Raw genomic sequence first — 24,218 nt, 5'->3', positions numbered from 1 at the left:
CTAGATAAAGGTCTCCACTGAAACCCCAAAACGCTTCGCCAACCAACGAACCTGCCGCAGGTTCAGTTGGCGTTTGCCGCCAAGTATCTCCGAAACCACCGACTGCGCACCAACGCCTGGCAGGTCACTTTGGGTCAGGCCGTGCTCTCGCATCATTGCGCGCAGTACGTCGACGCCACTGGCGACAGGCATCGGGCGGTGCTCCAGATCATAGGCCTCGATCCAGTCACTGAGAATGTCCACCAGACTCATGAGCGGACTGGATTCGTCTTCGCCGATCAGGTCCAACAACTCGTCGAGAGCGTTGACCAGTACATCGTAGTCCGCCTCGCTTTTTGGCTTGCGCAGCAATGGTGAAACAAATTGCCAGTGCTCGGCAGCCAGCTTAATGAGCACGCTCATCTGATTTTCTCCTTCCATTTACCCTATTCATATTCGCGGTGATCGAACAAGTACTTGATATAAATTCGCTGCACCTGGTAATGCATGAAGGCGATCAGTCTCAGTTTGTTGCCCCCGATGTCAAATACATGGAATTGCCCTACTTTATCCGTGGCGGGAAACATTCCTTTCATCGACGCGAAGTCCGCGGGGCTGTTGCGCTTCATTCGGCGATACCACTCATCCAGTGCAGTCGCTGAACGCGGCCATTTTTCCTTAGCCTCCCAAATCCTTTTTTTCGCTGATCACTCGCATGCAACATCCTTATCGCATCTTGCTATGAAGGTTAATCCCAATACCGAATTATCGCAATATGCGATAATTTCGCGTAGACCAATGGGCCAATCCAAACTCGCTTTAACAGCCTAGATACGTCGGCCAGAGTCGGCATAGACGAAAATATGAGCGCATGCGTCATTACCGTCGAACCTTGATAATCTCTTGCCTTGGCTCCAAATAGAGTTATTGGCCACTTCAACGGAGCCCACCATGTCCGATCCTCTGGTAATCCCCTGCCCCCATTGCAATGGCCTCAACCGCATCCCTACCGAACGGCTGGGCGATACGCCGAAGTGCGGGCGCTGCAAGCAGCCGGTGCTGCTGAGTAAACCCTTTGAGCTGAAACAGGGCGACTACGCCAGCCAGATCAAAGGGGATTTGCCGCTGCTGGTGGACGTGTGGGCCGACTGGTGCGGGCCGTGCAAGTCGTTTGCACCGGTGTTTGAACAGGCGGCCGAGAAGTTGGCGGGCAAATGCCGATTGGCCAAGCTCGACAGTGAGGCCAATCAGCAGCTTTCTGCGCAACTGGGTATTCGGTCGATTCCCAGCCTGATTCTGTTCAAGAATGGCCGGGAAGTGGCGCGCCAGAGCGGGGCGTTCCCGCTGCCGCAATTGATCAGTTGGTTGCGTAGTCAGGGCGTCTGAGCCAAGGGAGCCTCTCGGTCCATGAACTGGCTCATCCGTTTGTAGGAGCGAGCTTGCTCGCGAAGAACCCGAGAGCGCCGCATGCATCCAGGCACGCCGCGTTATCGTTGACGTTCTTCGCGAGCAAGCTGTTCCTACAAGGGGTGCGGTACCTGTGGGATCACGCGTCTTCCAGCAGGTTATGCAACGCCACAAACTGCTGCGTCAGCTTATGCCGTGGGTCCAGGTGGATCAGCGGCATGTTCGCCTGGTGCGACTCGCGCATGCGCACCGAACTGCCCAGGTACACCGGCAGCACCGGCAGGCCTTCGGCAATCAACTCATCCAGCATTTGCTGCGGCAGGCTCGCTCGGGCCTGGAACTGGTTGACCACAATCCCTTCCACTTCAAGGCCTTCATTGTGATCCTCCTTCAACTCTTCGATTTCCGCCAGCAGGCCATACAACGCCTGTCGGGAAAAGCTGTCGCAATCGAAGGGAATCAGTACACGATCAGCGGCAATCAGCGCTGAAACCGCATAAAAATTCAGGGCCGGCGGCGTATCGAGGTAAATCCGGTCGTAGTCCTCGCTCAACTCATCCAACAGTTTTCGCAGCTTGTTGATCTTGTGCTTGGCCTCAAGCTTGGGCTGCAGGTCCGCCAGTTCCGCCGTGGCGGTGACCACATGCAGGTTGTCGAACGGCGTTTCGTAGATATCTACCTGGTTTTTCTTCGAAAACGGCCCGGAAGACAGGGTTTGCTTGAAGAAATCGGCAATGCCCATGGGAATATCATTGCCCGTCAGCCCTGTGAGGTACTGGGTCGAGTTGGCTTGGGCATCGAGGTCCACCAACAGGGTTCGATAGCCTTCACTGGCGCTGACCGCCGCCAGGTTGCAGGCAATGCTGGACTTGCCGACACCGCCTTTCTGATTGAACACCACGCGCCGCATGGAAAAACCTCCGTGTATCAATGAATGACCGAGTGTAGAGGGCAAAAGCGCCGGTTAGCTACCTTGATCACTCCTGCACTACAGCATCGACAGCCCTATCTCGCAGAATAATCTCTCTCTCCCGCCACAAAGCAGGAAATACCCGACACCCATACCCCTGCTCCGATAGCGGACAATCGGTAATTCTTTTCAGTAATTCTGTAATTTCTCGTGAACATTTTTTCACCAAAATTTGCTAGAACCCAATCGCACCGGGATAATGCGCGCCACTCGGCTCTTGCTTCCCGTCCCGGTATCCCGGGCCAACGGCCGCATAAGGAAGCCCGCAGGGGCGGGATATCTTCTCAGTGACCCATTTCAACATTGCCCAATGGCGCGCGTGGGCCCCCGGGCTCGAAAGCGTGGACGACTGGCACACCTGGTGCCAGGCCCCCGTGTTGCTGCCCTGTAGCGATGCTGCCCCCGACGTATCGTTCCTGCCCGCCATGCAGCGCAGGCGCCTCAGCCGCCTGGCGCGGATGGCATTCAGTGTTGGCTGGCCATTGGCGCAAGGCCTGCAAAACCTGCCGCTGGTATTTGTTTCCCGCCACGGCGAAACCCCGCGAACCCTGAATATTCTCAGCGACCTGGCCAACGATCAGCCGCTATCGCCTACCCAGTTCAGCCTGTCGGTGCACAACGCAGTGATTGGCCTGTGGTCGATCCTGCGCAATGAAACCAGCGAAATGACCGCCCTCGCCGCCGCTGGCGATGGCCTGGAACACGGCATCCTGGAGGCCGCGGCCCTGCTGAACGAAGGTGCCAACGCCGTATTACTGGTGATTACCGAAGAACAGCCGCCCGAGGCCTACGCCAACTGGATCGACGACGTGCCATTCCCCTACGCCCTCGGCCTGCTCTTGACACCGGGCGACGAATGGCAGCTGGAACTCACCGCCACCACTGTCCAATCCACCACTAAAGCCCAGTGGCCCCACGCCCTGAACCTGCTGCGCACCTTGCTCAATAAGCAGGGTGCCTGCCAACATGCCTGGAAGAACCGAGTATGGAATTGGCAACGCAAGCCCTGACCGACAAGCCTCGGGACGCCTACTACTGGCGCCTGCTGGCCACCGCTGTAAGCTTCGCCTTGTTTGGCATTGGCGGCCTGTGCTTGCGATTGCTGGTGTTTCCGCTGCTCAGTTGCCTGCCTGGGAGCGCTCATCAGCACCAACAACGCGCCCGACACACCATCAGTTGGCTGTTCTGGTGCTTTATCCGCCTGATGCAGCGCGCCGGCGTGCTGACCTACAGCGTCGAAGGTGCCGAAAAACTCGGCCGCCCCGGCCAGATGATCATCGCCAACCACCCGTCGTTGATCGACGTGGTGTTCCTGATCGGCCTGGTGCGCCAAGCCAACTGCGTGGTCAAGCAGAGCCTGTGGCAGAACCCTTTTACCCGTGGCCCGGTGCGCGATGCCGGCTACATCAGCAACGACGGCAGCCTGGACATGCTCGATGCCGCCGCCCAGGCGTTGCGGGCTGGCCAGACCCTGATCATTTTCCCGGAAGGCACCCGCACCCAACCAGGCCAGGCCCCGGCCTTTCATCGCGGTGGTGCAGCCATCGGCTTGCGAGGTGCGAATATCATTACCCCGGTAGTGATCAAGGTCAGCCCCACTACCCTGACCAAGGCCGAACCCTGGTACCGCATCCCAAAGCGCCGCGTGCATTTCAGTTTGCGCGTTGGTGCCGATATAGAACCACAGGCTTTTGCAGCACTTGGGCCTGCTCCCCAGGCTTCGCGCAAGCTCAACGATTACCTGCATCACTATTTCATTAAGGAGCTCGCCGAAGATGAGCAACCAACACCGCCTTGAGCACGACATAAAAGAACTGATCATCGAGGCCCTAGGCCTTGAAGATATCAGCGTGGATGACATTGGTGACGAGCAGATCCTGTTCGGCGAAGGCCTCGGCCTGGATTCAGTGGACGCCCTGGAGTTGGGCCTGGCGATCCAGAAAAAGTACGGCATCAAGATCGACGCCGACGCCAAGGACACGCGCAATCACTTCACCAACGTGGCCAGCCTAGCGGCGTTCGTCACGGCCAGACAGGTAGCTTGAGACCGGACCATGCAAACTCGTGACGATATCTTCAACACCCTGCGCGATGCCTTGGTGGAACTGTTTGAACTGGAACCCGAACGCGTCACGCTTGACGCCAATCTGTACCAGGACCTGGAAATCGACAGCATTGATGCGGTCGACCTGATCGACCACATCAAGCGCCAGACCGGCAAGAAAATCGCCGCCGAAGAATTCAAGGCGGTGCGTACCGTGAATGACGTGGTCGAGGCGGTCTACCGCCTGGTCCAACCGGGCGCATGAACCGGTTGATCGGCCTTGGCCTGCTACTGGCGGGGCTGCTGTACCCTTTTGCGGTATATTTCGGCACCGGGCATTTTGCACCCTGGCAATTTGGCCTGTTGTTGGCCAGCCTGTGGCTGTTGCGAGCACTGACCGGTGCCCGACGCCCCGGTGCGCGCTGGATGGCTGGCGTGGCCGTCATGTTTTGCCTGGTGCTGGCCTGGTTCGACAACCCGCAGCTCTTGCGCTGGTACCCGAGCCTGGTCAGCGGCTTCATGCTGGCGTTGTTCGGCTTGAGCCTGAAACATGGCCCACCGATGGTCGAGCGCCTGGCGCGCTTGAGCGAGCCACAATTGCCCGACGTGGCGATTCGATATACCCGCCAGGTCACTGTGGTCTGGAGTGTGTTTTTTTTGTGTAACGGGCTGCTCGCCGCCGCCCTCACCTTGTGGGCGCCGCTGAGCTGGTGGACGTTGTACAACGGCTTGATCGCCTACGGGCTGATGGGGTTGTTGTTTGCCGTGGAATGGCTGGTACGACAAAGGGTTCGAGGCCGCGTATGAATTGGTTGAATCTTGAGCACTTGTTGCTTGAGCCTGTGGCGCAGCGTTCGATCACCACCGAGCCCGCGTTGAATCACGCACAGCTGTACGAGCAGTCCCTGAGCCTTGCTGCCGGGTTGCAAGCCCGTGGTATCCAGCGCCTGGCCGTGCATTTGGAAGATGCCGGGGTGTTGGCGATCGTCCTCCTGGGCGCCTGGCGTGCCGGAGTCAGCGTACTGTTGCCGGCAGACCTGCAACCCCAGACCCGCCAACGCTGGGCGAATGAGGTGGACGGCTGGCTGACCACAGCGGCAGATCTCGAGGCGCTCTACCAGACACCACTGGCGGCGGCAGCACTTGACCTCGATCACTGCTACCTGACCTTGTGCACTTCCGGCTCCAGCGGCGAACCCAAGCGCATCGACAAAACCCTGCGGCAACTGGCCAATGAAGTCCAGGCCCTGGAAACCCTGTGGGGCGCCGATCTCGGCGAAGCCTGCATCATCGGCAGTGTCGGTACCCAGCATATCTACGGCCTGCTGTTCCGGGTGTTGTGGCCGCTGTGTGCCGGTCGGGCCTTCGTGCGCCAGCAACTGGCCTTTCCAGAAGACATGCAGCGAGCCAGCCGCGAGTCGCCGCAGTTCGCCTGGATCGCCAGCCCGGCGCTGCTCAAGCGTATGGGCGACAACCTCGACTGGCCAGCGCTGAGCGTAGTCAAACGGGTGTTCTCTTCCGGTGGGGCCTTGCCGGTGGAAGCCGCCGGCAGTCTGCATCAACGCTTGCAGCAATGGCCGACAGAAATCCTCGGCAGCTCGGAAACCGGCGGCATCGCCTGGCGCCAGGGCGAACAACCCTGGCAGCCATTTGCCGACGTACAGTTGAGCCAGAATGCCGACGGAGCCCTGCGCATCCGCTCACCGTACCTGCCAGCAGGTCACGTGGAGCAGACCGCCGACGCCGCGAAGATCCACCTCGACGGGCGCTTCGAACTGCTGGGCCGTCTGGATCGGATCGTCAAACTGGAAGAGAAACGCATCTCCCTGCCGATGCTGGAACACGCCTTGATGGACCACTCCTGGGTCGCGGAAACGCGTCTGGGCGTGGTGCGGGAAAACCGTGCCTCCCTCGGTGCCCTGGTGGTGCTCAGCCCCGCAGGCCTGCATGCCTTGCGCAACCAAGGCCGTCGCAGCGTCACCCAAACCCTGCGCCAGCACTTGAGCCAACACTGCGAAGCCCTGGCCCTTCCCCGTCGCTGGCGCCTGCTGCGCCAACTGCCGTTCAATGCCCAAGGCAAACTGCCCCAGGCCGATATCGAAGCCTTGCTGCTGGCGCCTCGGCCCAAAACACCGGAAGTGCTCGAAACAGTCGAAGCCGACAATGAGTGGACCCTGCAATTGGCGATCCCGCCGGACCTGGCGTATTTCAGCGGCCATTTCCCACACACCCCGGTGCTGCCGGGCGTAGTTCAAGTGGATTGGGCCCTGAGCCTGGGCCAGCCACTGCTCAAGCTGCCAGGCAAGTTCGTCGGGATGGAAGTGCTCAAGTTCCAGCAACTGGTACGCCCCGGCGACCGCATCGAACTGCACCTGCGCTTCGATCAGGAACGCGGCAAGCTGTACTTCGCCTACCGCAATGACACCGCCGCCTGTTCCAGCGGCCGGATAGTGCTGGAGAGCGAGCATGCATAACCCCTGCGCCCTGATCCCGGTCTACAACCACGAGGCCGCCGTGCCCGCCGTGGTCCATCGCCTGCTCGCCAGCGGCCTGCCGTGCCTGCTGGTGGACGATGGCAGCAGCCCGGCCTGCGCGACGGTTTTGGCGCAACTGGCAACCCTGGACAAAGTGGCGCTGCTGACCCTGCCTGCCAATCAGGGCAAGGGTGGCGCCGTAATGATCGGCTTTCGCGAGGCCGCGCGCCGGGGCTATACCCACGCCCTGCAAGTGGACGCCGATGGCCAGCACGACCTGCGGGAAGTCAGCACGTTCCTCGAGGCCTCGCGCACCCACCCCAACGCACTGATCTGCGGCTACCCGCAATACGACGACAGCGTGCCCAAGGGCCGCCTGTACGCCCGCTATTTGACCCACGTGTGGGTGTGGATCAACAGCCTGTCGTTGCAAATCCGCGATTCGATGTGCGGCTTTCGCGTGTACCCGCTGCCGCCGGTACTGGCGCTGATGGATTCGGCCAGGATCGGCAAGCGCATGGATTTCGACTCGGACATCCTGGTGCGCCTGTCGTGGCGCAACCAGCCGATGCGCTGGCTGCCCACGAAAGTGCATTACCCCGCCGATGGCCTGTCGCACTTCCGGATGTTCCACGACAACGCCCTGATCTCCTCCATGCACGCCCGGCTGTTCTTCGGCATGCTGGTGCGCGCACCGATGATCCTCTGGCGACGGTGGCAGGCATGAGTGACAGCACCCGACACTGGGCCGACCGCCAGGAGCGCGGCAGTTTCTGGCTGATGAGGCTCACCGCCTTCGGCGCCAAGGTTCTGGGCCGCAGGCTGCTGAGCCCGATCCTGTACGGTATCGTCCTATACTTTTTCCTGTTCGGCCGCACCGCCCGCCAGAGCGCCTGGCAGTACCAGCAGCGCCTGGCAGACTGGAGCCGGCGCGACGACTTGCGCCCCAGCCATTGGCGGGTGTTCGGCCAATTCATGGCCTTTGCCGATGCACTGCTGGACAAGCTCGACGTATGGAACGGCAAACTGCGCATCGAACAGATTGAAATCATCGACCCGGCCCTGCTGCGCCAACAACTGCGCGGCGAACGCGGACAGATGCTGGTGGGCGCGCACCTGGGCAACCTGGAAGTGTGCCGGGCCCTGGCCGAACTGGGGGAGCAAGTCACCATGAATGTGCTGGTGCACACCAAGCACGCCGAGCACTTCAACCGCCTGCTGGGCGAGGCCGGTGCGACCAACTTGCGGCTGATCCAGGTCAGTGAGTTGGACCCGGCGACCATGCTGCTGCTCAGCCAGCGCCTGGACGACGGCGAGTGGCTGGCGATTGCCGGCGACCGCGTGCCGCTGCACGGTACACGCACGGTGCGAGTGGATTTTCTCGGCCACGACGCTGCATTCCCTCAAGGCCCATGGCTACTGGCTGGCCTGCTGAAATGCCCGGTCAATTTGTTGATGTGCCTGAAGCACGAAGGTCGGTATCGCTTGTTCATCGAACCCTTCGCCCAATTGATCGAATGGAAACGCAGCAACCGCCAGCAAGTGATCGCCCAGTGGACCGCCCGCTACGCCGAGCGCCTGGGCCAGTTCTGCCTGCAAGCGCCCCAACAATGGTTCAACTTTTACCCTTTCTGGAAGACCGATGACGACGCATCCGCTTGAGCCGGTAACCTTCGGCGAACTCCCCTTGCGCATCGAGGACGTGCTGGCCCTGGCCAACCGTCAGGCGCAGGCAACGCTGCAAGACGATACCGACTATCGCCAGCGCATCGCCAAGGGTGCGCAGTTCCTTGATTCGCTGCTGGACAAGGAAGGGGTGATCTACGGCGTGACCACCGGCTACGGTGATTCCTGCGTGGTGGCGGTGCCGTTGCAGCACGTCGAGGCACTGCCCCGTCATCTCTACACCTTCCACGGTTGCGGCCTGGGCAAGCTACTGGATGCCCAGGCCACCCGTGCGGTGCTGGCAGCGCGTTTGCAGTCGCTGTGCCATGGCGTATCCGGCGTGCGTGTGGAACTGCTGGAACGGCTGCACGCCTTCCTTGAATTCGATGTACTGCCGCTGATCCCGGAAGAAGGCTCGGTGGGCGCCAGTGGCGACCTGACACCGTTGTCCTACGTGGCCGCGACCCTTTCCGGCGAACGCGAAGTGATGTTCCGTGGTGAACGTCGCACTGCCTGCGAGGTACACCGCGAACTGGGCTGGGCCCCTCTGGTACTACGCCCGAAAGAAGCCCTGGCGCTGATGAACGGCACCGCAGTGATGACCGGCCTCGCCTGCCTGGCCTTCGCCCGTGCCGACTACCTGCTGCAACTGGCCACCCGCATCACGGCGATGAATGTAGTTGCGTTGCAAGGCAACCCGGAACACTTCGACGAACGCCTGTTTGCCGCCAAGCCGCACCCGGGGCAGATGCAAGTCGCTGCATGGTTGCGCAAGGACTTGGCCATCGACGCACCGACCGCGCCCCTGCATCGCCTGCAAGACCGCTACTCCCTGCGCTGCGCGCCCCATGTCCTCGGCGTGTTGGCCGACAGCCTGAACTGGCTGCGTTCGTTTATCGAGATCGAACTCAACAGTGCCAACGACAACCCGATCATCGATGCCGACGCTGAACGCGTGCTGCACGGCGGGCATTTCTACGGCGGCCATATCGCCTTCGCCATGGACAGCCTCAAGACCCTGGTGGCCAATGTCGCCGACCTGCTGGACCGGCAACTGGCGCTGCTGGTAGACGTGCGTTACAACCATGGTTTGCCGAGCAACCTGTCGGGCGCCCCGGCTGATCGGGCAATGATCAACCATGGTTTCAAGGCGGTGCAGATCGGCGCCAGCGCCTGGACCGCCGAAGCCCTGAAAAACACCATGCCCGCCAGCGTGTTCTCACGCTCCACCGAATGCCATAACCAGGACAAGGTCAGCATGGGCACCATCGCCGCACGGGACGCGATTCGTGTGCTGGAACTGACCGAGCAGGTCGCCGCCGCCGCCTTGCTTGCAGCCAACCAGGGTGTGTGGCTGCGGGCCCAGGCCGAAGACGCCCGCCCGCTGCCGCCAGCCCTGGCCGCGATGCATGAAGCGCTGGCCAAGGACTTCCCGCCGATCATCGAAGACCGCGCCCTGGAAGGCGAACTGCGCCTGTGCCTGCAACGCATCGCCGAGCAACACTGGAGGTTGCATGCGTAGCCAGGGCGTGTTGCACAGCGATACCGAAATCCTCGTGCCGTTTTTCGACATCGACACCATGAACGTGGTCTGGCACGGCCATTACGTCAAATACCTGGAAGTGGCCCGCTGTGCCTTGCTGGACAAGATCGGCCACAACTACGCGGCGATGCTCGAGTCGGGCTACGCCTGGCCGGTGATCGACCTGCAACTGCGTTATGTGCGCGGCGCCACATTCGGCCAGACGATCAATGTGCGTGCCAGTCTGGTGGAGTGGGAGAACCGGTTGAAGGTCAATTACCTGATTAGCGACCTGGCCAGCGGCGAGCGCCTGACTCGCGCCAGTACTGTGCAGGTGGCGGTGGATATCGCCAGTCGTGAGATGCAGCTAGCCTCACCCAAAGTGTTCATCGAAGCTGTCGAGAAGGCCCTGCCATGATGCTTCCTGTAGGAGCGAGCTTGCTCGCGAAAATCATCAACGATAACGCGGGCCGCGTCCTCAGGTTTCTCACGAGCAAGCTCGCGCCTACAGTGTACTGCGTGCTCCTGGGCGTTCCAGGAGTGGCTCACGCGTTTGACCTGCAACAACTTAGCGATCAGTTGGCAAAACCCAGCGTTATCCATGGCAACTTCACCCAGGAAAAACACCTGCGCGCCCTGCCACAACCACTGATCAGCAAAGGCACCTTTGTCCTGGCCAAGGATCACGGTTTGCTGTGGCTGCTCAAAACCCCACTGCAACAGGACTACCGCATCAGTGCCCAAGGCATTGCCCGACGGGACGCCAGTGGCTGGCAGTTGCTACCCGGCAAGAGCGCCGGGGCCGAGCAGAACCGCTTGTTCCTTGCCGTACTGCAAGGTGACAGCAGCGGCTTGCAGCGGGACTTTGAGCTGCAATTGCAAGGCGAGGCCCGGCAGTGGACGTTGACCCTGATCCCACGTTCGCTGTTGCTCAAGCAAGTGTTCACCCGGATCAATATCAACGGCGGCGAACTGGTGCAGAAAATCGAACTGCTGGAAACCCAGGGTGACAGCACCGTAATGCACATGCAGGACAGCACCAGCAGCCAACCGTTAAGCGATGCGGAGCAGCATGACTTTGCCCAGTGAGCGCTGGTTGCCGCGTCTGTTCCTGATCCTGCTGGTGGCGGTATTGGCCCTGGCTGGTTGGCAATGGCGCCATGGCGCGCCCCTGTCGGCCAACCTGATGGAACTGGTACCCGGCACCACGCCGGATGCCCTTGAGCTGCGTGCCGAACAGCGCATGCAGGAGCCGCTGAACCGCGAGATGCTGGTGCTGGTAGGGCATGCCGAGCGCCAGCAGGCGCTGGCCATGGCCCAGCAACTGGGTGAACGCTGGCAAGCCAGCGGCCTGTTTGAAAAGGTCCAATGGAACCTGCAAACCGACCTGCCAGCCCTGCGCCGGCAATTGCTGCAAGGGCGACTGGCGATGTTCTCGGCCAAGGATCGCGAGCAGTTGATCGAACACCCACAGGCGTTCATTCAGCAGCAGGTGCAGGCGCTATTCGATCCCTTTACCGGCTTCAGCCTGGTGCCCAGCCAGGAGGACTGGCTGGGCCTGACCGGACGTATCCAGAACAGCCAACCGCAGCACGGCTCAGTGCAACTGGATATCGGCAGCGGCGCCTTGATCGCCGAGGCCGATGGCAACAACTGGGTGCTGCTGCGCGCGCGCACCGCAGGTAATGCCTTCGATATGAAATTGCCGCTGCAGGTGGCCCAATTGCTCCAGGTCAGTCGGGAGCAGGCCAGCCAGCAAGGCGTGCAATTGCTCGCAGCCAGCGGCTTGTTGTACGCGGCCAATGGTCAGCAGCAGGCCACCCGGGAAATCACCTGGGTCGGCGGTGGCGCGACGGCCGGGATCCTGTTGCTGCTGTTACTGGCATTCCGTCGTTGGCGGGTGTTACTGGCGTTTGTGCCAGTGCTGGCGGGCATGCTTTTTGGGGCGGTGGCATGTGTCGCACTGTTCGGGCATATGCATGTGATGACCTTGGTGCTGGGTTCGAGCCTGATCGGCGTGGCGATCGATTACCCGCTGCATTATTTGTCCAAGAGCTGGAGCATGAACCCTTGGCGCAGTTGGCCGGCCTTGCGCCTGACCCTGCCGGGCTTGAGCCTGAGCCTGGCCACCAGTTGCATCGGCTACCTGGCCCTGGCCTGGACGCCGTTCCCGGCCCTGACCCAGATCGCCACGTTCTCTGCCGCCGGCCTTGTAGGTGCATATTTGGCGGCGGTGTGCCTGTTGCCGGCATTGCTCAAAGGTGTCGAGTTGCGCCCTGCTCAATGGCCGCTGCATATTGCGCAGTTCTTGTTGAGCGTGCGCGAATCCCTGCTCAAGCGTCTACCGAGCCCGGTGCTACTGGTGCTGCTATTGCTGTTTTGCGCCGGCGGCCTGTGGCACCTGAGCAGCAAAAACGATATTCGCCAATGGATCAGTGCCCCCCCGCAGTTATTGCAGGAAGCCCAGGCGATTGCGCGAATTACCGGTTATCAACCCACCAGCCAGTTTTTCCTGGTACGGGCGGACAATCAGCAGCAGTTGCTGGAGCGTGAGGCGGCGCTGGGGCAGCGTCTGGATCAGTTGGTAAATATGGACAAGCTCCAGGGCTACCTGGCATTGAGTCAGTTGGTCAGCCCCCCAAGCGAGCAACAGCGACTGCGTGAAGCCCTGGGCCAACTACCGCAATTCTGGCAACCGCTGCTGGACCTTGGCGTACCGGCCAGCGCCCTGCAAGCCGAACTGGCGCAACTGCAAACCCTGCCCACCGAAGACATCGACGCCGCGCTGGGCGGCCCGCTGGCCGAACCTTGGCGGGCACTGTGGCTCGGCCCGACCGACACGGGCGTAGCGGCGATGGTCAGCTTGCAAGGGTTGAATAACCCGGCGCTACTGCGCGTCCAGGCCCTGGATTTGCCAGGTGTGCAATTGATCGATCGCCTGGGCGACTTGAACCAGGTATTCGCCGCCACCCAGGTCAGCGCCGCGCAATTGAAGCTGATGTCCTGTGTACTGATCGTGCTGCTGCTGATTCTGCCCTTCGGCTTCGGCGGCGCGTTGCGGATCGTTACCTTGCCGCTGCTCGCTGCACTGTGCAGCCTGGCCAGCCTTGGCTGGCTAGGACAGCCACTGACCTTGTTCAGCCTGTTCGGCCTGTTACTGGTGACGGCCATCAGCGTCGATTATGCGATCCTGATGCGCGAACAGATCGGCGGCGCCGCCGTGAGTTTACTCGGCACCCTGCTGGCGGCCGTCACGACATGGCTGTCGTTCGGCCTGCTGGCGATCTCCAGCACGCCGGCGGTGAGTAACTTCGGCCTGTCGGTGAGCCTGGGGCTGGCCTTCAGTTTTATCCTGGCGCCATGGGCTGCTCGCCAGGCACATACTTCATGAATTCGATTATCGCCAAAGCGGCAAGGAGCCCTCGTGCCCACAGTTGAAATGGAACGTCGCCAGGTGGTGGTAATTGGGGCCGGCCCGGCCGGTACCATCGCGGCCGCACTGCTTAAACGTAACGGGCATGATGTCTTGATCATTGAGCGCCAGCACTTCCCGCGCTTCTCCATTGGCGAAAGCCTGTTGTCCCATTGCATCGACTTTATCGAAGAAGCCGGCATGCTCGACGCCGTGCAAGCAGCCGGTTTCCAGATGAAGAATGGCGCCGCGTTTGCCTGGGGCGAGCGCTACAGCGCCTTCGATTTTGGCGACACCTTCAGCAACGGCAAGCCCACCACCTTCCAGGTGCAGCGTGCCGACTTCGACAAGCTGCTGGCGGACCAGGCTGCGTTGCAGGGGGTGGAAATCCGCTACGGAGAAACCATTGTCGGTGTCGACTCTGCCGCAGGCAGTCGTTACCTGCATGTGCGCCGGGAGAACGGCAGCGAATACCACCTCAAGGCCGGTTTCGTCCTCGACGCCAGCGGCTACGGCCGTGTATTGCCACGCCTGCTGGACCTGGAAGCACCGTCAAACTTCCCGCTGCGCCAAGCGGTGTTTACCCATGTCGAAGACCGCATCGAACACCCAGGCTTCGACCGCACTAAAATCCTCATCACCACCCACCCGACACAACGCGATATCTGGTTCTGGACCATCCCGTTCAGCAACGGTCGCTGCTCGGTGGGCGTGGTGGCTGCGAAAGAACACTTCGATGGCCGCGATACCGACCTCGACGTCTGTTTGCGCAGCTTTATCGACGAGACCCCAAGCCTGTCCACTGTACTGCAACATGCCGTCTGGGACACGCCCGCCCGCAGCATCGGCGGCTACTCGGCCAACGTCAAAGCCCTGCACGGCCCGGGCTTTGCCTTGCTGGGCAACGCGGCGGAGTTTCTCGATCCGGTATTTTCCTCTGGCGTGACCATTGCCATGCGTTCGGCGAGCATGGCCGCAGGGCTGCTGCATCGCCAGTTGCAGGGTGAAAGCATCGACTGGCAAACCCAGTTCGCCGAACCCTTGAAACGTGGTGTCGACACCTTCCGTTGCTATGTCGAAGGCTGGTACGCCGGGACCTTCCAGGATGTCATTTTCCATCCCGGCAGTTCGCCGGAGATTCGCCGGATGATCAGTGCGATCCTCGCCGGTTACGCCTGGGATGAACGCAATCCATTTGTCAGCGAACCAAAGCGGCGGTTGCGGATGTTGTCAGAAATATGTGCTGGGGATGTGGCATGAGCAACCCTTCTTTTCATAAAGAGTACTTGAGCAAAAACTACGTCGAGGAAACCAGGTTCGGCTTCTGGTTCCTGCGCAGCCACACCTGGCAGCACCATGTATTACGGGTAGCGATCAATGACCTGCGCAGCCTGTTCAGCGACCCGCTGCCGGTGGCGCCAGTGTTGCTGGATGCCGGTTGTGGCCAGGGCAGGTCGTTCCAATACTTGCATCAGGTGTTCGCCCCCCAACGCCTGATTGGCCTGGACGCCGACCCCCACAGCCTCGACCTGAGTCGCGACGAAGCCACACGCCAGGGCCTGGCCATCGAACTGATCGGCAGTGACTGCGCCACCCTCAAGGTGGCCGACGCCAGCGTCGACATCCTGTTCTGCCACCAGACCTTCCACCACCTGGTAGAACAGCAACGGGCGCTGGCGGAGTTCTTCCGGGTGCTCAAGCCCGGTGGTTACCTGTTGTTTGCCGAATCCACCGAGGCCTATATCGATACCTGGGTGATTCGCTGGCTGTTCCGTCATCCCATGCACGTGCAAAAAAGTGCTGGGGAGTATCTGGCGATGATTCGCGAACAGGGCTTCGAATTCGGCCCACAGAACGTCTCGTATCCATACCTGTGGTGGAGCCGCTCGACTGATTTCGGCTTGCTTGAGCGCTGGGGGCTGCGACGCCCCAAGCCTGCTGGCGAGCGGGAAGAAACCCTGGTCAATGTGGTCGCCCGCAAACCCCTGGCAGGCGTCGGGCAATGATTCGCGCGCTGCTGATGGCGTGTCTGTTGTTGCTGAGCGCGTGCGCCAGCCGGCCACCCTTGCCGGCCCACAACCCTACCCTGTCCTTGCCCCTGCAATTGCATGTGATACGCGAGCAGGATGGCCAGCGCCAGGACTGGTTACTGGTGATCCTGCGTGAGGACGGCGGGATCCGCTGGTCAATGATGGACCCATTGGGGATCCCCCTGGCCCGGCAAAAACTATTGAACGGTGCCTGGCAGGCTGACGGCCTGTTGCCGCCCAACCCACAGGCCCGCGAACTGTTCGCCGCCTTGCTGTTTGCCCTGACTCCGGCGGCGGAGGTCTCCACGCTCTATCCTGGCACTCAGGCAATGGACCTGACGCGCACCCTCCCACCCCGCTGGCAGATCACCTATCACTCATCCCTGGCGTTTCGCGTAAACCTGCCGGGGCAAAACCTGATCTATCACGTCACCCCGCTTGAGGCCGCCCGATGACCGCCTACCTCAATGCCCTCGGCGTCATTTGTGCCTTGGGGCGCGGCAAGCGAGAAGTCAGCCGCAACCTGTTTGCCGGTGACTGTTCAGGCATGCGCGATGAAGGCGGCTGGGTGCCGGAACGCGTGTTACCGGTAGCGGGCGTGCACGGCGAACTGGCGGCAATTCCGCCGGGCCTGGAGCAGCAAAGCAGCCGCAACAACCAGTTGTTGCTGGAAGCGGCGTTGCAAATCCACGACGAGATCCAGCAGGTGATCCAGACCTTTGGCCCCTCGCGGGTCGGTGTCGTCCTGGGCACTAGCACCTCGGGGATAGACGAAGCCAGCCGCGGCATCGCTCACTTCCTGCAAGACAAGCAGTTCCCCGGCAACTACGACTACCAGCAACAGGAACTCAGCGCCCCGGCCACATTTCTCGCCGACTGGCTGCAACTGAGTGGCCCGACCTATGTGATTTCCACCGCTTGCACCTCCGGTGCCCGCGCACTGATGAGCGCCCAGCGCCTGTTGGATCTCGGGGTGTGCGATGCCGTGTTGTGCGGTGGTGTCGACAGCCTGTGCAAGCTGACCCTCAATGGTTTTTCGTCCCTGGAAGCCGTCAGCGGGCAGCGCTGCAATCCGTTCTCGGTCAATCGCAACGGTATCAACATCGGTGAAGCCGCTGCGCTGTTCCTGATGAGCAACGTGCGGGGCCCCATCGCTTTGCTGGGCAGTGGCGCCAGTTGCGACGCCCACCATATTTCTGCCCCGGACCCTACTGGCAAAGGCGCACGGCTGGCGATGGACAAGGCCTTGGCCTGCGCCCGGCTGGATCCTGAACAGATCGGCTACCTGAACCTGCACGGCACCGCGACCCAGCATAACGACGCCATGGAAAGCCTGGCGGTGGCCAGCCTGTTTCCCCGCGGCGTAGCCTGCTCGTCGACCAAGCCCATGACCGGCCATACCCTGGGCGCAGCCGGTGCACTGGAGGCCGCATTCTGCTGGCTGAGCCTGGCCGCCGACAACACCGCCCACGCCCTGCCGCCCCACATATGGGACGCTCAGGCCGACCCGGCGCTGCCGGCCTTGCAGTGGGTCACGCCCGAAGACAGGTTGAAAAAACGCTGCCTGATGAGTAACTCCTTCGCCTTTGGTGGCAATAACGTCAGCCTGATTATCGGAGATGCCCCATGATTGATTGGCCGCTCGCCGAACTGCTGCCCCACGCCGGTGACATGATCCTGATCGATCAGGTCCTGGCGTTCGATGAAGAGCAGGTTCACACCCGCCTCACCGTCAAGCCCGGCGGGCTCTTCAACCGCCCAGACGGCAGCTTGCCAGCCTGGTTTGGCGTGGAGTTGATGGCGCAAAGCGTTGCCGCTTACGCTGGCTGTCATGCCCGTCGCAAGGGTAAAGAAGTGGAGCTGGGTTTTCTGCTGGGTACCCGCAAATATGCATGCAATGTCGAGCACTTTCCCGCCGGCACCGAACTGACTATCCATGGTCTGCGCTCACTGGAAGACGACAACGGCATGGGTGTGTTCGAATGCCACCTCACCGGGCCCGGCATCCAGGCCAGTGCACGCCTGAACGTATTTCGACCGCCCCAGGCGGCCACCTATTTAGATGAATCGAAGGACTTAACGCCATGACTGAATCCGTTCTGGTTACCGGCTCCAGCCGTGGTATCGGTCGCGCCATTGCCCTGCGCCTGGCCCAGGCCGGCCACGACATCGTATTGCATTGCCGCAGCGGTCGGGCCGAGGCGGACGCCGTCCAGGCCGAAGTTGAAGCCCTGGGGCGCAAGGCTCGGGTCTTGCAATTCGATGTCTCGGATCGCGCCACCTGCAAGGCAATACTGGAAGCCGATGTCCAGGCCCATGGCGCCTACTACGGCGTGGTGCTCAATGCCGGGCTGACCCGCGACGGCGCGTTTCCAGCGCTGTCGGAAGAAGACTGGGACGTGGTGATGCGCACCAACCTCGACGGTTTCTACAACGTGCTGCACCCGGTGATGATGCCGATGATTCGCCGTCGCGCCGCCGGACGGATTGTGTGCATCACCTCGGTTTCCGGGCTGATCGGCAATCGCGGCCAGGTCAACTACAGCGCCTCCAAGGCTGGCCTGATCGGTGCGGCCAAGGCCTTGGCCATCGAGTTGGGCAAGCGCAAGATCACCGTCAACTGCGTGGCTCCCGGGCTGATCGACACGGCGATGCTGGATGAAAACGTGCCGGTAGAAGAGCTGATGAAGATGATCCCGGCCCAACGCATGGGAACCCCGGAAGAAGTCGCCGGCGCGGTGAATTTCCTGATGTCGGCAGAAGCCGGCTACATCACCCGCCAGGTGCTGGCCGTCAATGGAGGCCTGTGCTGATGAAGCGCGTGGTCGTCACCGGCATGGCCGGCATCACCTCTCTAGGCCGCGATTGGGACAGCATCGCCGCCAACTTTCGCGCCAACCGTAGCGGCATTCGGCGCATGAATGAGTGGGACCGCTTCAGCGAACTGAATACGCGATTGGCCGGGCCGATTGATGATTTCGTCGTGCCAGCCCATTGGACCCGCAAACAACTGCGCAGCATGGGGCGGGTTTCCCGGCTGGCGGTGTGGGCGGCGGAGCAGGCGTTGCAGGACGCCGGCTTGCTTGGTGACGAATCGATCAAGGACGGACGCATGGGCGTCGCGTGCGGCTCGTCCACCGGCAGCACCGACGAGATCAAGGCTTTCGGCAACATGCTGCTCAACTCGGTAGCCGAAGGGCTGAACGCCAATTCCTATGTGCGGATGATGCCCCACACCACAGCGGCGAATATCAGTATCTTCTTCGGCCTCACCGGGCGGTTGATCCCGACGTCCAGCGCCTGCACCAGCGGTAGCCAGGGCATCGGCTATGCCTATGAAGCTATCAAGTTCGGCCGCCTGCCGCTGATGCTCGCCGGTGGTGCCGAAGAGTTGTGCCCCACCGAAGCCATGGTGTTCGATGCGCTCTACGCCACCAGCCTGAAAAACGACGCCCCGCAAACCAGCCCGCGCCCCTACGACAGCGGCCGCGATGGCCTGGTGATCGGTGAAGGTGGCGGCATGTTGGTTTTGGAAGAGCTGGAGCACGCCCTGGCCCGTGGTGCACACATCTACGCCGAAGTGGTGGGTTTTGGCAGCAATGCCGACGGCCAGCACACCACCCGCCCCGAGCAGAGCACCATGCGCCGGGCCATGGAGTTGGCGCTGGAAGACGCCGGCCTTGCACCTTCCGCTATCGGCTACGTCAACGGCCACGGCACCGCCACCGAACAAGGTGACATTGCCGAAACCCAAGCCACCAGCAGCCTGTTCGGCAGCCGCATGCCCATCAGTTCGCAGAAGAGCTTCCTCGGTCACACCCTGGGCGCCTGTGGCGCGCTGGAGTCCTGGTTCAGCATTGAGATGATGAACAGCGACCAGTACGTGCCGACCTTCAACCTTGACCACGTCGACCCGCGCTGTGGCGAGCTGGACTACCTGCAAGGCACGTTTCGCCAGATGCACAACGATTATGTGATGAACAACAACTTTGCCTTTGGCGGCGTCAACACTTCGCTGATCTTTCGCCGCTGGCAGTAAGCCCTTTAACTGACTGGAGAAATGGAATGTCTTCCTTGCTACGCGCTACCTTGATTGCCCTGACCCTGCTGACTGTTGCCGGCTGCACCAGCAAACCGGTACTCAATACCCAGCACGACCTGCCGGTGCAGGTCAGTGAAGAAAAGATGAAACACGCCATCGTCGCCGCCCTGGAGAAACGCGAGTGGACCGTTCAGCGCCTGAGTCCGCAACTGGTCCAGGCCGAGATCACCGTGCGCAATCAATTCCACGCTGAAATCGACATCCGCTACACCCGCACCCACTACGCCATCACCTACCGCGACAGTCGCGAACTGGGCTACAAGGACGGCAAGATTCATCGCAACTACAACCGTTGGATCAGCATGCTGGATCGGGACATTATGGCGGGGCTGCGCTCCAATGCCGTGAGTGAAGCGGGTTCGGCGGCGCAGGCCGGGGCATCGAAACAAGACTGAACAGCAGCATTGATCGCTCCCACGCTCTGCGTCACATCTTGCGCAAGGCTTGAGTCGTGCGCGTATGGCGGGACGCGGAGCGTCCCAAGAGGCATTCCCACGCGGAGCATGGGAACGAGCGGGGCCGCAAGATATGGATCGTTCCCACGCTCTGCGTGGGAATGCAGCCCGTGACGCTTCGCGTCACACCTTGCACAAGGCTTGAGGCGTGCGCGTATGACAGGACGCGGAGCGTCCCAAGAGGCATTCCCACGCGGAGCATGGGAACGAGCGGGGCCGCAAGATATAGATCGTTCCCACGCTCTGCGTGGGCATGCAGCCCGTGACGCTCTGCGTCGCATCTTGCGCAAGGCTTGAGTCGTGCGCGTATGACGGGACGCGGAGCGTCCCAAGAGGCATTCCCACGCGGAGCATGGGAACGAGCGGGGCCGCAAGATATGGATCGTTCCCACGTTCTGCGTGGGCATGCAGCCCGTGACGCTCTGCGTCGCATCTTGCGCAAGGCTTGAGTCGTGCGCGTATGGCGGGACGCGGAGCGTCCCAAGAGGCATTCCCACGCGGAGCATGGGAACGAGCGGGGCCGCAAGATATGGATCGTTCCCACGTTCGCATGCAGCCCGTGACGCTCTGCGTCACATCTTGCGCAAGGCTTCAGTCATGCGCGTATGGCGGGAGGCATTCCCACGCGGAGTGGGACCGATCATTCGCGGCTACACCAACGCCTTACGCGTCAGTAACTCGACAAACGCCTTGGCCATCGGCGATTGCTGGTCCTTGCGCTGCACCAGCCACACGGCCGTCACCGCTTCCGGATCCAGTAATGTGCGGTAGACCACGCCATCGATGCGCATCCGCTGGTAGGACGCCGGCAATACCGAAACCCCCAACCCTGCTGCCACCAAACCAATGATGGTCATCGCCTCTCCCGCCTCTTGGGCGAAATGCGGGCTGAAGCCTGCATCGCGGGCCAGGTTGAGCAACTGTGCGTACAACCCACTGCCGTAAGTACGCGGAAAAAACACAAAAGGCTCTTCGGCCAATTGCGCCAGGTGCAGGCCACGTTCGCTACCTTCTACCAACGGATGTCCTGCGCTGAGCACGGCGACCAAAGGTTCGCGCATCAACTCCACGACGCTCAACGAATCAGGCAACGGCAACGGCCGCATCAATCCCACTTGAATCGACTCATCCACCAGCGACTCGGCCACTTCGGTGCTGCTCATTTCCTGCAAGTTCAAGTGCACCGCAGGGAAGGCCTGGCGAAAGGCGAAAATCGCCTGCGGGATGCCGGAGTTGAAGGGGGCGGAAGATGTGAAGCCAATCTTCAACTCCCCCAGTTCACCCAACTGTGCCCGTCGCGCCACATCGGCCGCTTTATCGACCTGGGCCAACACCAGCCGCGCCTCCTGCAGGAACAGTCGACCTGCCTCGCTCAACTCAACCCGACGATTGGTACGCTCGAACAGCCGCGCACCGACCTCTTGCTCCAACGCCTGGATCTGCTGGCTCAACGGTGGTTGCGAGATGCCCAGCACCTGCGCGGCGCGGCCAAAGTGCAACTCTTCAGCCACGGCAATGAAATAACGCAGATGACGCAATTCCATGGAAACCTCATTAGGTCGTAAAAACTATCAAACAAGTCGAACAATATATTGGAAAGAATCATTAGCGAGCTATATTCTTTTTTGCATAACCGCCCTGGTTGCCTTTGCTCCCCGAGGTCCCGCGTGAAATCTGCTGTCGCTCCACTTGCTCAAGAACTCCCGCCCACTGCCCTGGATGAGGTAGTGGCACAGCTCAACGAGCAGTACATCGAAAAAGGCACCCCGATGTTCATGCGCACGGTGCTGGCGCTGTTTTCCGGTGGTTTTGCCACGTTCGCGCTGCTGTACTGCGTACAGCCGATGATGCCGGCACTGTCCCACGAGTTTTCCATCAATGCGGCGCAGAGCAGCCTGATTCTCTCGGTAGCGACCGCCATGCTTGCCTGTGGCCTGCTGGTCACCGGTCCGATTTCAGACCGCCTCGGGCGCAAGCCCGTGATGGTGGCGGCGTTGTTCTGCGCCGCGCTGTGCACCATTGCCAGCGGCTTGATGCCGACCTGGGAAGGTATCCTGTTGATGCGCGCGCTGGTGGGGCTGTCCCTCAGTGGACTGGCCGCCGTCGCGATGACCTACCTGAGCGAAGAGATTCATCCGCAACACATCGGCCTGGCCATGGGCCTGTATATCGGCGGCAACGCCATTGGCGGCATGAGCGGGCGCTTGATCATTGGCGTGTTGATCGACTTCGTCAGTTGGCACACAGCGATGCTGATCATCGGCGCCCTGGCGTTGATCGCCGCGACGGTGTTCTGGAAAATCCTCCCCGAATCGCGCAACTTCCGCGCCAGCAGCCTCAAACCACGCAGCCTGGTGGACGGCTTTGTCATGCACTTCAAGGATGCGGGCCTGCCTTGGTTGTTTCTCGAAGCCTTCCTGCTAATGGGCGCGTTCGTGACGCTGTTCAACTACATTGGCTATCGCTTGCTAGCCGATCCGTATGACCTGAGCCAGGCCGTGGTCGGTTTGTTATCGCTGGTGTACCTCTCGGGTATCTACAGTTCAGCGAAAATCGGCTCTTTGGCCGACCGCCTGGGTCGTCGCCGCGTGCTCTGGGCGACCATCGTGCTAATGCTCGCGGGCATCGCCCTGACCTTGTTTACCCCGCTGGTGCTGGTAGCCGTTGGCATGCTCATGTTCACCTTCGGCTTCTTCGGCGCCCACTCGGTGGCCAGTAGCTGGATTGGTCGTCGGGCGCTGAAAGCCAAGGGCCAGGCATCATCCTTGTATCTGTTCAGTTATTACGCGGGGTCGAGCATTGCCGGGACGGCCGGTGGGTTCTTCTGGCACTACGCTGGCTGGAACGGGATTGGTGCGTTTATCGTGGCGCTGCTGGTGGGGGCGTTGCTGGTAGCGTTGAAGTTGGCGAAGTTGCCGCCGCTGACACACGCCTGATAAACCAAAACGCCCGGTATTTACCGGGCGTTTTTTTATTCGGTGACGATCACTCGTGATACTGCGCCGACAACTCATGCACCGCCCGCAGGAAGGCACCGGCGTGCTCTGGATCGACTTCCGGGGTAATCCCATGGCCGAGGTTGAACACGTGGCCACTGCCCTTGCCATAACTGGCCAGGATGCGGCCGACTTCAGTGCGGATAGCCTCCGGCTTGGCATACAGCACGGTCGGGTCCATGTTGCCTTGCAGCGCAACCTGGTTGCCCACGCGGCGACGGGCTTCGCCAATGTCGCAGGTCCAGTCCAGGCCCAGGGCATCGGCGCCGACGTCGGCGATGCTTTCCAGCCACAGGCCGCCGTTCTTGGTGAACAGGATCACCGGCACCTTGCGACCTTCGTGCTCGCGGATCAGGCCACTGACAATCCTGCGCATGTAGGCCAGGGAGAACTCCTGGTACGCCGCCGCCGACAAGTTGCCGCCCCAGGTGTCGAAGATCTGCACCGCCTGCGCGCCGGCCATGATCTGGCCGTTGAGGTAGGAGATGACCGACTGGGCCAGCTTGTCCAGCAGCAGGTGCATGGCTTGCGGGTTGTCGTAGAGCATGGCCTTGGTCTTGCGGAAGTCTTTCGACGAACCGCCTTCGACCATATAGGTGGCCAGGGTCCACGGGCTGCCGGAGAAGCCGATCAGCGGCACGCGGCCATTGAGCTCACGACGGATGGTGCTGACCGCGTCCATGACGTAGCCCAGGTCCTTGTGAGGGTCGGGGATCGGCAGGGCTTCGATGTCGGCCAGGGTACTGACGACTTTCCTGAAACGCGGGCCTTCGCCGGTTTCGAAGTACAGGCCTTGGCCCATGGCATCCGGAATGGTCAGGATATCGGAGAAGAGGATAGCCGCATCCAGCTGTGGATAACGGTCCAGCGGTTGCATCGTGACTTCGCAGGCGAACGCAGGATTCATGCACAGGCTCATGAAATCGCCGGCGTGAGCGCGACTGGCGCGGTATTCCGGCAGGTAGCGACCAGCTTGGCGCATCATCCACACAGGGGTGACGTCCACAGGCTGCTTGAGCAGGGCACGCAGGAAACGGTCGTTCTTGAGGGCAGTCATGTCGGCATCCGCAAAAAAAGTGCGGGCATTTTCTCAGAGCCGGACGCAAAAGGCACGGTATGAGCCGTGCCTTTTGTCTATCGGGTCAATTTGTCGCGGATCTCG

The 24,218-nt window shown here is 61.4% G+C and carries 26 protein-coding genes and 1 pseudogene; 22 read left to right on the top strand and 5 right to left on the bottom strand.

From position 1 onward, the window contains the following. On the bottom strand, window positions 1–402 hold the full coding sequence (locus GIR22_RS05505) for a helix-turn-helix domain-containing protein (protein WP_154742345.1): 402 nt from the start codon (window positions 400–402) through the stop codon (window positions 1–3). 23 nt (window positions 403–425) lie between these two features. Then, window positions 426–696: pseudogene (locus GIR22_RS05500) on the bottom strand (type II toxin-antitoxin system HigB family toxin). Between the two features lie 234 nt (window positions 697–930). Between GIR22_RS05500 and trxC the strand changes: the two are divergent. After that, the gene (gene trxC / locus GIR22_RS05495; protein ID WP_154742343.1) at window positions 931–1,365 is read left to right on the top strand and encodes a thioredoxin TrxC; all 435 of its coding nucleotides are present in this window, start codon (window positions 931–933) and stop codon (window positions 1,363–1,365) included. 160 nt (window positions 1,366–1,525) lie between these two features. Here the strand turns inward: trxC and GIR22_RS05490 are convergent, their stop codons facing one another. Further along, entirely contained in the window at window positions 1,526–2,296 is a 771-nt protein-coding gene (locus tag GIR22_RS05490) for a ParA family protein (protein ID WP_154742342.1), read from the bottom strand. 347 nt (window positions 2,297–2,643) lie between these two features. On the opposite strand from GIR22_RS05490, the gene GIR22_RS05485 reads away from it, so the two are divergent. The 20 genes from GIR22_RS05485 to GIR22_RS05390 are packed head-to-tail and all read left to right on the top strand — an operon-like array spanning window position 2,644 to window position 20,000. Then, entirely contained in the window at window positions 2,644–3,366 is a 723-nt protein-coding gene (locus GIR22_RS05485; RefSeq protein ID WP_178122104.1) for a beta-ketoacyl synthase chain length factor, read from the top strand. Beyond that, entirely contained in the window at window positions 3,342–4,154 is an 813-nt protein-coding gene (locus GIR22_RS05480) for a lysophospholipid acyltransferase family protein (RefSeq protein WP_154742341.1), read from the top strand. The genes GIR22_RS05485 and GIR22_RS05480 overlap by 25 nt, the downstream gene beginning before the upstream one ends. After that, entirely contained in the window at window positions 4,132–4,401 is a 270-nt protein-coding gene (locus GIR22_RS05475; RefSeq protein ID WP_154742340.1) for a phosphopantetheine-binding protein, read from the top strand. The genes GIR22_RS05480 and GIR22_RS05475 overlap by 23 nt, the downstream gene beginning before the upstream one ends. Window positions 4,402–4,410: 9 nt before the next feature. Further along, a complete protein-coding gene (locus GIR22_RS05470) occupies window positions 4,411–4,665 on the top strand; it encodes an acyl carrier protein (RefSeq protein ID WP_154742339.1) in 255 nt (84 codons plus the stop codon). Further along, window positions 4,662–5,207 (top strand): COG4648 family protein, encoded by a 546-nt coding sequence (locus tag GIR22_RS05465; RefSeq protein ID WP_154742338.1) that lies wholly within the window; start codon window positions 4,662–4,664, stop codon window positions 5,205–5,207. Before GIR22_RS05470 ends, GIR22_RS05465 begins: the two co-directional genes overlap by 4 nt. Next, window positions 5,204–6,874 (top strand): acyl-CoA synthetase family protein, encoded by a 1,671-nt coding sequence (locus tag GIR22_RS05460; RefSeq protein WP_154742337.1) that lies wholly within the window; start codon window positions 5,204–5,206, stop codon window positions 6,872–6,874. The genes GIR22_RS05465 and GIR22_RS05460 overlap by 4 nt, the downstream gene beginning before the upstream one ends. Further along, the gene (locus GIR22_RS05455; RefSeq protein WP_154742336.1) at window positions 6,867–7,601 is read left to right on the top strand and encodes a glycosyltransferase family 2 protein; all 735 of its coding nucleotides are present in this window, start codon (window positions 6,867–6,869) and stop codon (window positions 7,599–7,601) included. Before GIR22_RS05460 ends, GIR22_RS05455 begins: the two co-directional genes overlap by 8 nt. Then, window positions 7,598–8,536, top strand: coding sequence for a lysophospholipid acyltransferase family protein (locus GIR22_RS05450; protein ID WP_154742335.1), 939 nt, complete (start codon window positions 7,598–7,600; stop codon window positions 8,534–8,536). Before GIR22_RS05455 ends, GIR22_RS05450 begins: the two co-directional genes overlap by 4 nt. Continuing rightward, window positions 8,517–10,061 carry an HAL/PAL/TAL family ammonia-lyase gene (locus GIR22_RS05445; RefSeq protein ID WP_154742334.1) on the top strand — a complete coding sequence of 515 codons (1,545 nt, stop codon included), beginning with the start codon at window positions 8,517–8,519 and terminating at the stop codon, window positions 10,059–10,061. The genes GIR22_RS05450 and GIR22_RS05445 overlap by 20 nt, the downstream gene beginning before the upstream one ends. Continuing rightward, the gene (locus tag GIR22_RS05440) at window positions 10,054–10,479 is read left to right on the top strand and encodes an acyl-CoA thioesterase (protein ID WP_154742333.1); all 426 of its coding nucleotides are present in this window, start codon (window positions 10,054–10,056) and stop codon (window positions 10,477–10,479) included. Before GIR22_RS05445 ends, GIR22_RS05440 begins: the two co-directional genes overlap by 8 nt. Further along, window positions 10,476–11,150, top strand: a complete 675-nt coding sequence (locus GIR22_RS05435) for an outer membrane lipoprotein carrier protein LolA (protein WP_154742332.1) — start codon at window positions 10,476–10,478, stop codon at window positions 11,148–11,150. The genes GIR22_RS05440 and GIR22_RS05435 overlap by 4 nt, the downstream gene beginning before the upstream one ends. Next, window positions 11,140–13,452, top strand: a complete 2,313-nt coding sequence (locus GIR22_RS05430) for an MMPL family transporter (protein WP_154742449.1) — start codon at window positions 11,140–11,142, stop codon at window positions 13,450–13,452. Before GIR22_RS05435 ends, GIR22_RS05430 begins: the two co-directional genes overlap by 11 nt. 33 nt (window positions 13,453–13,485) lie before the next feature. Then, entirely contained in the window at window positions 13,486–14,733 is a 1,248-nt protein-coding gene (locus tag GIR22_RS05425) for a tryptophan 7-halogenase (RefSeq protein WP_178122103.1), read from the top strand. Continuing rightward, entirely contained in the window at window positions 14,730–15,479 is a 750-nt protein-coding gene (locus tag GIR22_RS05420) for a class I SAM-dependent methyltransferase (RefSeq protein ID WP_154742331.1), read from the top strand. Before GIR22_RS05425 ends, GIR22_RS05420 begins: the two co-directional genes overlap by 4 nt. After that, the gene (locus GIR22_RS05415; RefSeq protein WP_154742330.1) at window positions 15,476–15,958 is read left to right on the top strand and encodes a hypothetical protein; all 483 of its coding nucleotides are present in this window, start codon (window positions 15,476–15,478) and stop codon (window positions 15,956–15,958) included. Before GIR22_RS05420 ends, GIR22_RS05415 begins: the two co-directional genes overlap by 4 nt. After that, window positions 15,955–17,133 carry a beta-ketoacyl-[acyl-carrier-protein] synthase family protein gene (locus GIR22_RS05410; RefSeq protein WP_154742329.1) on the top strand — a complete coding sequence of 393 codons (1,179 nt, stop codon included), beginning with the start codon at window positions 15,955–15,957 and terminating at the stop codon, window positions 17,131–17,133. Before GIR22_RS05415 ends, GIR22_RS05410 begins: the two co-directional genes overlap by 4 nt. Continuing rightward, window positions 17,130–17,591 carry a hotdog family protein gene (locus GIR22_RS05405; protein WP_154742328.1) on the top strand — a complete coding sequence of 154 codons (462 nt, stop codon included), beginning with the start codon at window positions 17,130–17,132 and terminating at the stop codon, window positions 17,589–17,591. The genes GIR22_RS05410 and GIR22_RS05405 overlap by 4 nt, the downstream gene beginning before the upstream one ends. Further along, on the top strand, window positions 17,588–18,316 hold the full coding sequence (gene fabG, locus GIR22_RS05400; RefSeq protein WP_154742327.1) for a 3-oxoacyl-ACP reductase FabG: 729 nt from the start codon (window positions 17,588–17,590) through the stop codon (window positions 18,314–18,316). Before GIR22_RS05405 ends, fabG begins: the two co-directional genes overlap by 4 nt. Next, window positions 18,316–19,542 (top strand): beta-ketoacyl-ACP synthase, encoded by a 1,227-nt coding sequence (locus tag GIR22_RS05395; RefSeq protein WP_154742326.1) that lies wholly within the window; start codon window positions 18,316–18,318, stop codon window positions 19,540–19,542. Before fabG ends, GIR22_RS05395 begins: the two co-directional genes overlap by 1 nt. 26 nt (window positions 19,543–19,568) lie before the next feature. Further along, complete coding sequence (locus GIR22_RS05390) at window positions 19,569–20,000, top strand: hypothetical protein (RefSeq protein WP_154742325.1); 432 nt, start codon at window positions 19,569–19,571, stop codon at window positions 19,998–20,000. 710 nt (window positions 20,001–20,710) lie between these two features. Here the strand turns inward: GIR22_RS05390 and GIR22_RS05385 are convergent. Then, window positions 20,711–21,604, bottom strand: coding sequence for a LysR family transcriptional regulator (locus GIR22_RS05385; protein WP_154742324.1), 894 nt, complete (start codon window positions 21,602–21,604; stop codon window positions 20,711–20,713). Window positions 21,605–21,775: 171 nt separating this feature from the next. Between GIR22_RS05385 and GIR22_RS05380 the strand changes: the two genes are divergently transcribed. Then, complete coding sequence (locus GIR22_RS05380; protein ID WP_246207875.1) at window positions 21,776–22,996, top strand: MFS transporter; 1,221 nt, start codon at window positions 21,776–21,778, stop codon at window positions 22,994–22,996. Between the two features lie 49 nt (window positions 22,997–23,045). Here GIR22_RS05380 and hemE read toward each other — a convergent pair whose 3' ends face one another. Then, window positions 23,046–24,113 (bottom strand): uroporphyrinogen decarboxylase, encoded by a 1,068-nt coding sequence (gene hemE / locus GIR22_RS05375; RefSeq protein WP_154742322.1) that lies wholly within the window; start codon window positions 24,111–24,113, stop codon window positions 23,046–23,048. Window positions 24,114–24,218: the final 105 nt, after the last annotated feature.

Origin of the sequence: Pseudomonas karstica (genome assembly GCF_009707515.1) — a bacterium.
GTDB lineage: Bacteria > Pseudomonadota > Gammaproteobacteria > Pseudomonadales > Pseudomonadaceae > Aquipseudomonas > Aquipseudomonas karstica.
Note: the sequence above shows the minus strand (reverse complement) of the source record. Positions and strands in the feature narration are given on the sequence as shown.

Excerpts from the sequence above, each read along its gene's own strand:
- GIR22_RS05470 (WP_154742339.1), top strand. The coding sequence starts at position 4,411 with ATGCAAACTCGTGACGATATCTTCAACACCCTGCGCGATGCCTTGGTG.
- GIR22_RS05415 (WP_154742330.1), top strand. The coding sequence starts at position 15,476 with ATGATTCGCGCGCTGCTGATGGCGTGTCTGTTGTTGCTGAGCGCGTGC.
- GIR22_RS05440 (WP_154742333.1), top strand. The coding sequence starts at position 10,054 with ATGCGTAGCCAGGGCGTGTTGCACAGCGATACCGAAATCCTCGTGCCG.
- GIR22_RS05410 (WP_154742329.1), top strand. The coding sequence starts at position 15,955 with ATGACCGCCTACCTCAATGCCCTCGGCGTCATTTGTGCCTTGGGGCGC.
- GIR22_RS05385 (WP_154742324.1), bottom strand. The coding sequence starts at position 21,604 with ATGGAATTGCGTCATCTGCGTTATTTCATTGCCGTGGCTGAAGAGTTG.
- GIR22_RS05420 (WP_154742331.1), top strand. The coding sequence starts at position 14,730 with ATGAGCAACCCTTCTTTTCATAAAGAGTACTTGAGCAAAAACTACGTC.
- GIR22_RS05465 (WP_154742338.1), top strand. The coding sequence starts at position 4,662 with ATGAACCGGTTGATCGGCCTTGGCCTGCTACTGGCGGGGCTGCTGTAC.
- GIR22_RS05490 (WP_154742342.1), bottom strand. The coding sequence starts at position 2,296 with ATGCGGCGCGTGGTGTTCAATCAGAAAGGCGGTGTCGGCAAGTCCAGC.
- GIR22_RS05450 (WP_154742335.1), top strand. The coding sequence starts at position 7,598 with ATGAGTGACAGCACCCGACACTGGGCCGACCGCCAGGAGCGCGGCAGT.
- GIR22_RS05455 (WP_154742336.1), top strand. The coding sequence starts at position 6,867 with ATGCATAACCCCTGCGCCCTGATCCCGGTCTACAACCACGAGGCCGCC.
- GIR22_RS05505 (WP_154742345.1), bottom strand. The coding sequence starts at position 402 with ATGAGCGTGCTCATTAAGCTGGCTGCCGAGCACTGGCAATTTGTTTCA.
- GIR22_RS05460 (WP_154742337.1), top strand. The coding sequence starts at position 5,204 with ATGAATTGGTTGAATCTTGAGCACTTGTTGCTTGAGCCTGTGGCGCAG.
- hemE (WP_154742322.1), bottom strand. The coding sequence starts at position 24,113 with ATGACTGCCCTCAAGAACGACCGTTTCCTGCGTGCCCTGCTCAAGCAG.
- GIR22_RS05475 (WP_154742340.1), top strand. The coding sequence starts at position 4,132 with ATGAGCAACCAACACCGCCTTGAGCACGACATAAAAGAACTGATCATC.
- GIR22_RS05390 (WP_154742325.1), top strand. The coding sequence starts at position 19,569 with ATGTCTTCCTTGCTACGCGCTACCTTGATTGCCCTGACCCTGCTGACT.
- GIR22_RS05405 (WP_154742328.1), top strand. The coding sequence starts at position 17,130 with ATGATTGATTGGCCGCTCGCCGAACTGCTGCCCCACGCCGGTGACATG.
- GIR22_RS05480 (WP_154742341.1), top strand. The coding sequence starts at position 3,342 with ATGGAATTGGCAACGCAAGCCCTGACCGACAAGCCTCGGGACGCCTAC.
- trxC (WP_154742343.1), top strand. The coding sequence starts at position 931 with ATGTCCGATCCTCTGGTAATCCCCTGCCCCCATTGCAATGGCCTCAAC.
- GIR22_RS05435 (WP_154742332.1), top strand. The coding sequence starts at position 10,476 with ATGATGCTTCCTGTAGGAGCGAGCTTGCTCGCGAAAATCATCAACGAT.
- GIR22_RS05445 (WP_154742334.1), top strand. The coding sequence starts at position 8,517 with ATGACGACGCATCCGCTTGAGCCGGTAACCTTCGGCGAACTCCCCTTG.
- GIR22_RS05395 (WP_154742326.1), top strand. The coding sequence starts at position 18,316 with ATGAAGCGCGTGGTCGTCACCGGCATGGCCGGCATCACCTCTCTAGGC.
- fabG (WP_154742327.1), top strand. The coding sequence starts at position 17,588 with ATGACTGAATCCGTTCTGGTTACCGGCTCCAGCCGTGGTATCGGTCGC.